Annotated in this window: 9 protein-coding genes; all 9 read left to right on the forward strand. The window is 41.6% G+C overall.

Annotated elements, in window-relative coordinates; translation table 11 throughout:
- The first annotated feature begins 85 nt into the window (after nucleotides 1–85).
- Complete coding sequence (locus IPM34_08185) at nucleotides 86–880, forward strand: thymidylate synthase (protein ID MBK8955519.1); 795 nt, start codon at nucleotides 86–88, stop codon at nucleotides 878–880.
- Nucleotides 881–1,088: 208 nt separating this feature from the next.
- Complete coding sequence (locus IPM34_08190; GenBank protein MBK8955520.1) at nucleotides 1,089–2,495, forward strand: c-type cytochrome; 1,407 nt, start codon at nucleotides 1,089–1,091, stop codon at nucleotides 2,493–2,495.
- A gap of 22 nt (nucleotides 2,496–2,517) precedes the next feature.
- A complete protein-coding gene (locus IPM34_08195) occupies nucleotides 2,518–5,709 on the forward strand; it encodes a 4Fe-4S dicluster domain-containing protein (GenBank protein ID MBK8955521.1) in 3,192 nt (1,063 codons plus the stop codon).
- A gap of 17 nt (nucleotides 5,710–5,726) precedes the next feature.
- The gene (gene nrfD, locus IPM34_08200; GenBank protein ID MBK8955522.1) at nucleotides 5,727–7,148 is read left to right on the forward strand and encodes a polysulfide reductase NrfD; all 1,422 of its coding nucleotides are present in this window, start codon (nucleotides 5,727–5,729) and stop codon (nucleotides 7,146–7,148) included.
- A gap of 27 nt (nucleotides 7,149–7,175) precedes the next feature.
- On the forward strand, nucleotides 7,176–7,697 hold the full coding sequence (locus IPM34_08205; GenBank protein MBK8955523.1) for a DUF3341 domain-containing protein: 522 nt from the start codon (nucleotides 7,176–7,178) through the stop codon (nucleotides 7,695–7,697).
- 2 nt (nucleotides 7,698–7,699) lie between these two features.
- Nucleotides 7,700–8,479: a cytochrome c gene (locus tag IPM34_08210; protein MBK8955524.1), complete on the forward strand. Its 780-nt coding sequence runs from the start codon at nucleotides 7,700–7,702 to the stop codon at nucleotides 8,477–8,479.
- A gap of 31 nt (nucleotides 8,480–8,510) precedes the next feature.
- Nucleotides 8,511–9,839, forward strand: coding sequence for a hypothetical protein (locus IPM34_08215; protein MBK8955525.1), 1,329 nt, complete (start codon nucleotides 8,511–8,513; stop codon nucleotides 9,837–9,839).
- Nucleotides 9,840–9,864: 25 nt separating this feature from the next.
- Nucleotides 9,865–11,052, forward strand: coding sequence for a cytochrome c oxidase subunit II (locus tag IPM34_08220; GenBank protein ID MBK8955526.1), 1,188 nt, complete (start codon nucleotides 9,865–9,867; stop codon nucleotides 11,050–11,052).
- A gap of 31 nt (nucleotides 11,053–11,083) precedes the next feature.
- A complete protein-coding gene (locus IPM34_08225) occupies nucleotides 11,084–12,934 on the forward strand; it encodes a cbb3-type cytochrome c oxidase subunit I (protein MBK8955527.1) in 1,851 nt (616 codons plus the stop codon).
- Nucleotides 12,935–12,944: the final 10 nt, after the last annotated feature.

Raw genomic sequence — 12,944 nt, forward strand, 5'->3', positions numbered from 1 at the left:
GTTAAGCCATTAGAAGGAGTCTATAAATAATCCAAAAAATTATATTATAATTATTTTAATATGTTACTTTGCGCATTAATTAGCAATGGAGGCATATCTCACACTACTCGAAAAAGTATTGAAAGAAGGCATAGAACGTCCGGACAGGACCGGAACGGGTACCCGTAGTTTGTTTGGTTATCAGATGCGGTTTAACCTGGAGCAGGATTTTCCATTGCTCACTACCAAAAAAATGCATCTCAAATCAATCATCTACGAGTTGTTGTGGTTTTTAAGGGGCGATACCAATATTCGATATCTAAACGAGAGGGGTGTTAGCATTTGGGATGAATGGGCCGATGAAAATGGCGAATTAGGCCCGGTTTATGGTAAACAATGGAGAAGCTGGCCAAGTAAAACGGGAACGCCTATTGATCAGATTTCAAATATCCTCGATGAAATAAAGAGCAACCCGGGCTCGAGGCGATTGGTGGTTTCTGCCTGGAATGTCGATGAATTGCCCCAAATGGCATTGAGTCCCTGCCATTGTTTGTTCCAGTTTTATATAGCAGATCAGAAATTGTCCTGTCAGTTATACCAGAGGTCGGCCGATGTGTTCCTTGGAGTTCCTTTTAATATAGCCTCATACGCTTTGCTCTGTATGATGGTTGCATCGGTAACAGGACTTAAGCCGGGTGAATTTATACATACTTTTGGGGATGTCCATCTCTATCTCAATCACATCGAGCAGGCTCAGGAGCAGTTAGCGAGGAAACCTCTGTCATCCCCGCAATTGTGGATCAATCCCGAGATCAAGGACTTATTTGCATTTGATTATCAAGATTTTAAGCTAATCAATTACGAATCTCATCCTGCCATTAAAGCTCCAATTGCGGTCTGATAATTATCAAAACATCGAAATAAAAATAAATTTTAAACTAATTTTAACGCTTTGCTAAAACCCGGAATTGAACTTTTTAGATTTCTATGAAACTTATCTGGCATTTAATTTTGGAAAATCCAATTCTGCGGTATTTTTGCAGCCGAAACATCATGAAAAGCTTTAATATTTGCTTGCTTCATTGTAACTTACTATATACCAATCTTTTATGAGCTACAAGAAATCTTTTTCAACCATTTTTTTGGTTTTGTTGACTTTCTTGGCTCCTTTTTCCGCTCCGGATATCGAAGTGGGTAAGGATCTGTTTAAAAATAATTGCGCGGCCTGTCATAATAAAAACATGAAAGACGCACTTACCGGGCCACCCCTGGGCGGAAGTGCTGAGAAATGGGCCACATATCCGAAAGAAGATCTCTACAAATGGATCCGCAATTCTCAGGCCATGATCAAAGCAGGTCATCCAAAGGCAACAGAACTATGGAACCAATACAAACCAACGGTTATGACCGCCTTTCCGAACCTGACCGATGACGACATAGAAAGTTTATTGCTATATATCGATGGAGTATATAAAGGAACTTACGGTCCAAAAGTACTGGTTCCTAACGATGGGCCGGGAACAGAAGCTAAAAAAGAAAGCGGATTTTCATTTTGGATGTTCCTCATTTTTATTCTTCTGGTTGGTCTAGCATTGTTTTTGTGGAGACTTACAGCCGATCTGGTATATAGTTTGAAAGTCAATGCAGGTGACCAGACTGCACAAAAAATAACAACCTTCCAATTCCTATCCAGCAAATCTGTAGTGAGTTTTGTCATTTTTGCTTTGGTATTATTTGGAGGTTACACTACTATAAACAATGCCATTTCACTTGGCAGACAGCAGAATTATGCTCCGCAGCAACCCATCAAATTCAGCCACGCCACACATGCAGGACTCCACAAAATAGATTGTAATTATTGCCACGATGGAGCAAGAAGGTCTAAGCAATCATTGATCCCTGCTGCAAATACCTGTATGAACTGCCATGCTGCGATTAAAAAAGGGAGCACTTATGGTACCGCAGAGCTTACCAAAATTTATGCTTCTATCGGATTTGATCCTTCTTCAGATAAGTACATTGATAATTACACGGCCATGTCGGAAGATGATATCGCAAAAGTTTATAAAAAATGGATTGAAGACAATTATATAAAAGACAATAATCTGGCTTCAACATCAGAAGGTACCAAACGCGAAGCAGAAAAACAGTGGGAAGAGATCAAATCTTCACTCACCAGCGAAACCAAACCTGAAATTCCGGGTCCGATCGAATGGGTAAGGATTCACAACCTGCCGGATCACGTTTATTTCAACCATTCCCAGCATGTGTCCATCGGCAAAATCGATTGCCAAAAGTGTCACGGCAAAATTGAGCAAATGGACCTGGTAAAACAATATGCTCCATTATCCATGGGTTGGTGCATCAATTGTCACAGAGAAACCGATGTCAAATTTGCAGACAATAAATACTATGAAAGTTACAAGACCTATCACGATGAATTGAAGAATGGGAAAAGAGCAACGGTAAAAGTGAGCGATATCGGAGGTCTTGATTGTCAAAAATGTCACTATTGATTCATTACAACACAAATCGCAGATGAAACATAACGAATCAAATATTTGGGTAGGAGAAAAGGATTTATTGAGAGATGAATCTTTTATTTCAGAAATCCAAAGCGAAATATCGATGGAAGCTTCTACATCTGTAGTAGAAGATGACCGCATGGGAGCCCTGGAAGCCAACAGAAGGGATTTTCTGAAAATGCTGGGATTTGGAATCGGTGCGGCTACGCTTGCATCTTGCGAAATCCCCGTTAAGAAAGCTATTCCCTATGTCATTAAACCCGACACGATTGTTCCCGGTATAGCAAATTATTATGCCTCCAGTTTTGTAAACGGAGGTGATTATTGTTCTGTGTTAATCAAAACCAGAGAAGGCAGGCCTATTAAAATAGAAGGCAATGCATCTTCAGGGATTACCAGGGGAGGTACCAGTGCACGGGTGCAGGCTTCTGTTTTAAGTCTGTACGATTACAACAGGATTCAGGGACCGGGAATGTTGAAAGATGGAATGCCGGAACTTACAGATTGGGTATCGTTTGATAAAGAAATTACGGGTCAAATCAATTCCGGGAGCAAGATCAGGATTGTGAGTTCAACGATTATGAGTCCATCAGCACTGAAAGCCGTGTCGGAATTTACCGCAAAATTTCCAAATACCAAACACATCATGTACGATGCTGTTTCGTCTGCAGCTTTGCTGGACGCAAGCAAGGTTTGCTTTGGAGAGCGAGTCGTTCCAGATTATAAATTTGATCAGGCGGAACTTATCGTAAGTTTTAATGCGGATTTTCTGGGGACCTGGATTTCTCCGATAGAGTATGCTGCGCAATATGCCAGCAAACGCACTTTGAAAAAAGACAACTATCGTATGAACAGACATGTTCAGATTGAGTCGCACCTTTCGCTTACAGGATCCAATGCAGATAACCGCATTCTTGTTAAACCTTCAGAGCAAAGCGCAGCTATTGCACATTTATACAACGAGATTGCAGGTAAAAGCGGACGTGCTGTGCAGACTGCACCCAGTCTCAATGACAGAGCTAAACAAGCGATATCTAAACTGGCTGAACAGCTTTTAGCAAATAAATCTGCATCTCTGGTGGTTTGTGGAAACAATAACCTGGGCGATCAGATCCTAACATTCGCGATCAACGACATGTTGGGCAATATCAATAAAACAGTCAGATTTGAACGCTGTTCACTGCAGCGCAAAGGAAGTGATCAGGATGTTCAACAATTGATTGCGGATATGAAATCCGGCAATGTCGATGCTTTAATTGTTTGGAATGCGAATCCATGTTACGATTTACCGAATGCTGCAGAATTTGCAGAGGGCATGTCCAAGGTTGGATTAAGCATTAGCATGAATGCTACTGTAGACGAAACTACGCATGCATGTAAATATGTAGCGCCCGAACATCATTATCTTGAATCCTGGGGTGATGTAGAAGCCAAGAGCGGACAATTCAGTTTTATTCAGCCGGCTATTCATCCCATTTTCAAAACGAGACATGCGGGTGAATCATTTTTGAACTGGTGTGACAGCAGTAATCTCAACAAACAATCGGAGCAGGCATATTACGAATACGTGATGAAAAACTGGGCAGACAAAACGGGTTCAGCTTCACAAAATTTCCAAACTGCATGGGATAAAATGTTGCACGATGGGGTTTATGAAGTAGCTACTAACGAACGTTTGTTAGTTTGCAATGCCGATGTCAACCTGGCTTTCTCCAAGTTAACCAAACCCTCTGAAAGCGCTTTGGAGATCAGCTTTTATGAAAGTGTAAGTTTGGGTTCCGGAGCATATGCTACAAATCCCTGGCTGCAGGAATTGCCAGATCCGGTGATGCGTACAGTTTGGGGGAATTATCTGGCGGTGCCGTTAACGTTTGACGGAGATCGCAGATTTCAGGCGATGAATCAGGTAAAGGAAGATGGCGAAGAGTTGGAATTGACTGTAGGTGAAAATAAGTTTAAAGTAGCCGCTGTGAAACAATTCGGACAAATGCAGGGCACTGTCGCCATTGCATTGGGATACGGAAGGCAGCATGCAGGTGATTGTGGAAGCGGAGTGGGAACGGATTTTAACGCGTTATGTTCTTTGGCAGATGGTTATGTTCAATATTTCCATACATCCGTTAGTATGTCGGAATCTTCAAAAACGATTGAAAAGAATTTTGCCTGTGTTCAGCACCACCATACATTTGGGGTAACGGCCGTCGAAACCAGTTCCGGAAAGGTCATAAATGCAGATGAAGCAGCCCTGGTGGACGATGCATTTAAAGGCTTGACAAAGGGTTATCAGGGATCTCTGACAGATCGTTCCATCATCAGGCATTCTAATGTAAAAGACGTAAAAGAAAATATAGAGAAATTACAGAAGGAAAGAGAACATCACCAGCATTTAAATTCTCATACATTATATCCGGGACACGATTACAAATATAACGCAGGACATCATTGGGGAATGCACATCGATCTCAATGCCTGTATTGGTTGTGGAGCTTGTGCCGTGGCATGTATGGCAGAAAACAACGTACCGGTGGTAGGGAAGAAAGAAGTGTCCCGTCATCATGAAATGACCTGGATTCGAATAGACCGGTATTACTATGGCCATGTCGAAAGTCCAAATGTGGTTTACCAACCCATGATGTGTCAGCATTGCAACAATGCGCCTTGCGAAAATGTGTGTCCGGTTAATGCGACCAATCACTCTTCGGAAGGATTAAATCAAATGGCTTATAACCGCTGCGTTGGTACCCGTTACTGTGCCAACAACTGCCCGTATAAAGTTAGAAGGTTCAATTGGTATGATTATACCACTGCGGATCTGTTCCCGGTCAACCAGTACAATCTGGCCAATGAAAAAAATCAACCTTTCTATTCCGATAATCTCGTTAGAATGGTTTTAAATCCCGATGTGACGGTACGATCAAGAGGGGTGATTGAAAAATGCTCATTCTGTGTTCAGCGAATTCAGGAAGGTAAACTCAATGCTAAAAAAGAGCAGCGGACATTGAGAGATCAGGATGTTAAAACAGCTTGTCAGACATCTTGTCCCACGGGTGCGATCACTTTTGGCGATATGAATAATCAGGATGGAGAACTGCATCAAAAATTGCAGAACCCTTTGAATTATATTGTTCTCGAAGAAATTAATGTTAAATCTGTTGTGAATTATACGATGAAAGTCAACAACAGAGACGAAACCTTAGATGCATAACTAAATAAATAAATCGCATGGCAGGAGGATTTGTAGCACCGGTAAGGAAGCCTTTGGTAGAGGGGCATAAAACTTATCATCAGATCACTGAAGATCTATGTGCACCTACCGAAAGAACACCCAGCAAAGAATGGATTATTGCATTCATTGTCTCGGTAGCCACTTTGTCCTTTGGAATATTTTGTATTCTTTGGACCATATGGATGGGAATTGGTTCGTGGAATCTGAACAGGACCATCGGTTGGGGATACGATATTACCAACTTTGTTTGGTGGATCGGTATTGGTCACGCCGGAACACTGATCTCTGCAATTCTTTTATTATTCCGTCAGAGATGGCGTACCGGTGTAAACAGAGCGGCAGAGGCAATGACCATTTTTGCGGTGATCTGTGCAGCACTTTTTCCATTGATCCACGTAGGAAGGATATGGGTCGTTTTTTACTTTTTTCCGTACCCCAATACAAGAGGATCCTTATGGCCAAACTTTAACTCACCGCTTTTGTGGGACGTTTTTGCGATTTCGACTTACTTTTCCGTTTCTCTGCTATTCTGGTATACCGGTTTGGTGCCCGATTTTGCAACCGTTAGAAATCGTGCCAGTGGATTTCGGAAAAAGATTTACAATGCTTTGTCTTTCGGATGGACCGGATCTGCCAAACACTGGCAAAGATGGGAATCGCTCTCATTGGTTCTAGCCGGACTTTCCACTCCCTTGGTTTTGTCGGTACATACAATCGTTAGTTTTGACTTCGCCACGTCTGTAATTCCCGGATGGCACACCACCATTTTCCCACCCTATTTTGTGGCCGGAGCCATTTTTTCGGGATTTGCAATGGTGCAGACTTTGATGGTTATGACCAGAAAGATCCTGAAACTGGAAGAATACATCACACTGGAACATATTGAATCGATGAACAAGGTGATCCTGGTGACGGGAACCATCGTCGGTGTGGCCTATCTTACAGAATTGTTCATTGCCTGGTATTCAGGTTATGTATACGAGCAATTTGCTTTTTTCAACAGGGCGATGGGGGTTTACTGGTGGTCATACTTTGGAATGATGGCCTGTAATGTGATCTCACCGCAGCTATTTTGGGTCAGGAAATTCAGGAGAAGCATTTTTGTAACCTTCTTTATGTCCATTTTTGTCAACATAGGGATGTGGTTTGAACGATTTGTGATCATTGCAACGACCTTAGCCAGAGATTATTTGCCATCGTCATGGAGTTATTACAAACCTACGTGGGTTGAGATAGGAATCTTTGTGGGTACGTTGGGCTTGTTTTTTACCTGCTATCTGATTTTTGTACGCGTAGCACCGGTTGTAGCCATTGCAGAAGTTAAACACATTCTCAAAGTAGGCGGAGATCAATACATAGGTGAAAAAGCAAACCAACATCACCATCATTCAGAACACACGCATCAGGAAAAACATTAAAAACAATTGAACTAAAAATATAAATAAATGCGACAGCTCAATAAAGATGTCATTTTTGGAATCTACTCAGACGAAGAGATTCTTCTGAGTGCAGTCAGGGATGCGAAGAGCAAACATCTGGAAATTATGGATGTCTATTCTCCTTTTCCGGTCCATGGAATGGATCACGCACTTGGACTGGAAGAATCGAGATTGCACCAGGCTGGATTTGTTTATGGGGCGTTGGGTGCTCTGATTGGTTTTCTGGGGATGACCTGGATCATGACCAGCGACTGGCCTATTATTTTTGGGGGCAAACCTTACTGGCCGGTTCCGTCTTTCATACCCATTACCTTTGAATGTACTGTTTTATGTGCAGCCTGGGGAATGACCATTACTTTTTACACAATTTGCGGCTTATGGCCGGGTGTAAGCAATCCACAGCTGGATTTGCGCACTACCGATGATAAATTTTGTATTGCATTTGATCGACACGAAGTTTCTGATGAGGATGCCAGGGCATTTTTTGAAGCATCAGGAGCCGAAGAAGTCAACACCAAAATGATTTAACGATGAAAATTCCAATGGATAAAATTCTGGTGATCATAGTTACGGTAGCTTGTTTCCAATGCCGTCCTGCTGAAGGTAACCGCACAGGAACCGAATACATGCCCGATATGGCGCACTCAATTGCTTATGAACCCAACCTGAATAGTTATTATTATTATCACTCCTGGGGAAGCGAATTGGAAATTGCGCAATATTCAACACCCCGATTACCGGTTCAGGGAACGAAGGCAAGAGGATCGATGGGATGGACCCATGGCAAACCCAATAACGATCTGTTTAATGGGAATTTGGCACATAATGCCATAGCCACACCTGTCAACGGATCTGTCGAATATTATTACGGCAATACGGAAGAAGAACGGACCCGTGCAACCAAAGAAATTACAACGAATCCGCTTCCTATCACCAAAGCAGGATTAGAGAACGGCAAAATGCTCTACGATATTTATTGTGGAATCTGTCATGGAGCCGCTGGTGATGGAGGAGGATATCTGGTGAGAGACGATGGAGGAAAATATCCTGCACAACCTGCAAATTTTCTTAAAGACGAATTTATCGCATCATCGGAAGGCCGATATTATCATGCCATTATGTATGGTAAGAATGTGATGGGGTCTCACAAGGATAAATTATCTTATGAAGAAAGATGGAATGTCATCCATTACATCAGGTCACTTCAGGCCGCTTCCAAGAAATTGAGTTATAACGAAAAAGAAAATACATTTTCGGGTTCTGCTTCCGTGAAAGATGCAGCAAAAACCATGGTGCAACCAACGAAGTGATGATTCATTAACTATAGAAAAGAAACAATCAATGAGTTCCGTACAAATACCAAACCGCGATAAGATCTTCCTTGGAATTTTGGGCTTTATAGGAATATTATCATTAGTCGCTATTGTAGCCAATGACGATGAACATCATACCCGTTTATGGAGCAGCCTTTTGCACAACGGCACTTTTTTTACACTGATCTCCATGATGGCCGTCTTTTTTATTTGTGTGAGTCGTACTGCATATGCAGGATGGAATGTCGGATTTAAAAGAGTGTGGGAAGCTATGTCTCAATTTTTATGGGTGGGTTTTGCCATTATGTTTCTCATCGCCATGGGTGTTTATATGGGTTGGCACCACCTTTATCATTGGGCTGATCCCGATGCCGTTGCAGGAGATAAAATTTTACAGGGAAAGTCTTCATTCCTCAATAAAAACTTCTACACCTTTGTCGGTTTGGGAATTTTAGCAAGCTGGATATTTTTTGCAGTTAAAATGCGTAAATTAAGTATTGAAGAGGATGATCATGGCGATGGAAAATTTGAGTATTACAAAAAAATGAAAGTATATGCGGCCATATTCCTTCCCATTGCTGGTTTTTCAAGTGCCGTGGCAATCTGGTTATGGAATATGTCAGTTGACCCGCATTGGTACAGTACCATGTATGCGTGGTATACCGGTGCAAGTACGTTTGTGAGTATGATTGCACTCACCATTTTATTTTTGATTTATCTGAAGTCAAAAGGGTATTACCACAATGTCAATCAGGAACATTTTCATGATCTGGGAAAATTCATGTTTGCATTTTCTATATTTTGGACCTACTTGTGGTTTTCACAATACATGTTGATTTGGTATGGAAACATCGGTGAAGAAACGGTGTATTTCAAAACCAGGATACAAGAATATCCCGTCCTGTTTTATGGAAATCTGGTATTGAATTTCGTTCTTCCTTTCCTGATATTGATGCGCAATGATAACAAAAGGAAATACGGTACACTGATTACTGTTTCACTCATCGTATTTTTTGGGCATTGGATCGATACTTTTCAAATGTTGAAACCCGGAGTACTCCATACTTCTCATGAAATGAGTATGGGAGGAACTGCTGAACATTCTTCCGGAAGTGTAATCCATGCTGATGAAGTAAACGCTTCACATGCAGCTGAAACTTCGCACGATGCCCATGCAGGAGATCATGCCGGTTCGAAACCCGAGATAGGCTATGTCATTCCCGGTTTGGCCGATATTGGATTGTTGCTTGGATTTTTAGCATTGTTTTTCACGGTGACTTTGCACTTTTTATCGAAAGCACCTTTGGTGCCCAAAAACGATCCTTACTTACAGGAAAGTTTACATCATCATGTTTGATTTTAAAAATAATAGATAAACGCTCATGACAGCTTTAATTACTATATTATCAGTTATATTGTTGTTTGTTGTTCTGGTTCAAATTGCCAAGATCAACGAGTTGACTGCTGGTTTGATACATCCGGATGAGCACGAAGAAAAAACCAGTCTTGCCAATGCGAAATGGATGCTGATTTTTGGCGTCGTTTTTATGGGTTCTTTTTTCTGGAGTGCCTTGTATTATTCTAACAGATTGCTTGGATACGGCCCCTTACAATCGGCTTCAGAACATGGTGGTTCAATCGATTCCATGTTTAATCTGACACTCATTTTTACAGGTATTGTCTTTGTGATCTGTCATGTGATTTTGTTTTGGTTTTCATACAAGTACCGGTTCCAGGCTGGACGTAAAGCTTTATTTTTTCCCCACGATAACAGATTGGAAGTGATCTGGACGGCAGTGCCGGCCTTAGTCATGACCATTCTGGTTGTGAAAGGTCTTGTTACATGGAATGCGGTCATGTCGGATGTTCAAAAAGGGGAATCCTATATTGAAATCGAAGCTACCGGTTGGCAGTTTGCATGGAATCTCCGTTATCCGGGAGCTGATGGCGAATTGGGTGTTAAAGATTTTCGACTGATCAAGCCTGGTGTTAATGAATTGGGACAGGATTGGACCGATGAGAGAAATCACGACGATTTTAATGCAGATGAACTTGTATTACCTAAAGGAAAAAAAGTGCGGGTACGGATCATTGGAAGAGATGTTCTTCACAATTTTTATTTGCCCCATTTTAGAGTAAAAATGGATGCCGTTCCCGGCATTCCAACTTATTTCATATTTACTCCTATAAAAACGACGGATGAATTTCGACAGGAGTTAAGAAAATATCCGGAATATCAAATGCCTTCAGACCCCAACGATCCCAGCAGTGAACCAAAATGGAAAGCCTTTAATTACGAATTGGCTTGTGCTGAGTTATGTGGGAAAGGTCATTATAGTATGAGACGCGTTGTTAAAATTGTCAGTCCGGAGGAATGGGAAAAATGGCACGCATCTCAAAAGTCATTTTACATGACCAGTATTCGCAATACGGAAGAGGATCCTTTTGCAGGAAAACCAATTAAAGCGGATGCGATGATGAAATCAGATTCCCTGGACACGAATAAAGCAAATTCAGTAGATTCTGCTGCTGCAAAATCTCCAGCAGATACTACTCTTAAATTGAATTAATACTTTTTGAACTAACAATCATTCAACTGCCATGTCTGCAAGCCATAACAAACATCACGAGACGGACCAACTCATAGAAAAGTTAGGTTATGATGATCATTTTCATGAACATCACCATGGTGATAAGTACCAGACTAATTTTTTAACGACGTACATATTCTCCCAGGATCATAAAATGATTGCGCGCCAGTTTCTCATGACGGGAATGTTCTGGGCGGTTGTTGGCGCAGCAATGTCTTTGATCTTTAGAATCCAGCTTGGGTATCCCGATGCTGATATTTCCTGGCTGAAACCTTTGCTGGGCAAATGGATCACAGTCAATGATGCAGGGATCGGCAGATTGGATGCTGAGTTTTATTACGCCCTGGTCACCATGCATGGAACGATCATTGTCTTTTTTGTTTTGACTGCGGGATTGAGTGGAACTTTCAGTAATTTATTGATACCGCTTCAGGTAGGTGCCCGGGATATGGCATCGCCATTTTTGAACATGCTGTCCTACTGGTTCTTTTTTATGTCATCAGTTGTTATGCTGTATAGTTTGTTCATCAGTACAGGTCCTTTTTCAGGAGGGTGGACCGGTTATCCACCTTTGAGTGCATTGCCGCAAGCTTCGATTGGAAGTGGAGCCGGAATGACTTTATGGTTAGTTTCATTGGTGCTTTTTGTGGTTTCGGTTCTATTAGGTGGTATGAATTACATCACTACTATTTTGAATTTGAGGACCAAAGGAATGACGATGTGGAGAATGCCTTTAACGATCTGGGCTTTTTTGGTGACTGCTATTTTAGGACTTTTGTCATTTCCTGTTTTGGCATCTGGTTTCTTTTTATTGATGTTTGACAGAAGCCTGGGAACGAGTTTCTATTTATCCGATATTTTCATCAACGGTCAGGCTTTAGACAGAATTGGTGGAAGTCCGATACTGTTTCAGCATCTGTTTTGGTTCTTAGGCCATCCGGAAGTTTATATTATCATATTGCCTGCGATGGGTATTGTCTCTGAAGTGATGGCCGTTCATGCAAGAAAACCTATTTTCGGATACCGTGCGATGGTTTATTCCATTCTCGCCATTGGTTTTCTGTCGTTCATTGTTTGGGCACACCATATGTTTATGTCCGGGGTGAACCCATTTATTTCAAATTTCTTTGTGGTCTTTACATTGATCATCGCAGTGCCGTCTGCAGTGAAAGTTTTCAACTGGATCAGTACATTATACGGAGGTAATATCCGTCTCAATACACAAATGTTGTTTTGTATTGGATTTGTGTCCATGTTTATTTCAGGCGGTTTGACAGGGGTTTTTCTTGGAAACTCTGCAATAGACATTCAACAGCACGATACTTATTTTGTCGTTGCCCACTTTCATATTGTCATGGGTGTCGCGGCATTCTTCGGAATGTTCGCAGGGGTGTACAACTGGTTCCCAAAGATGTTCGGTCGATTTATGAACGATACCTTAGGTAAAATTCACTTTTGGGTTACCATGATAGGCGCTTATGCTGTATTTGGGCCCATGCACTACCTGGGTATGGCGGGTGTACCAAGGAGGTATTACAGATTTGATAATTTCGATGCCTTCAAGGATTTCGACGATATGAATAAATTTATCACGATAGCTGCTGTGATCACCTTTATGGGTCAGATCCTTTTTGTCGTGAATTTCTTCTGGAGCATATGGAAAGGTAAAAAAATGACTGAGCAAAATCCTTATGGTTCAAATGCTTTGGAATGGACCACGCCAATTCATACCGGACATGGAAACTGGCCCGGAAAAATTCCAACCGTGCAGAGATGGGCTTATGATTATGGAAAAGATGGTAAAGAATTTATTCCACAACACATCCCACTGGAAGAAGGGGAAGAAGAAAGTAGTCATTAATCATCATAGA

The organism is Saprospiraceae bacterium (assembly GCA_016716185.1).
Classification (GTDB): domain Bacteria; phylum Bacteroidota; class Bacteroidia; order Chitinophagales; family Saprospiraceae; genus Vicinibacter.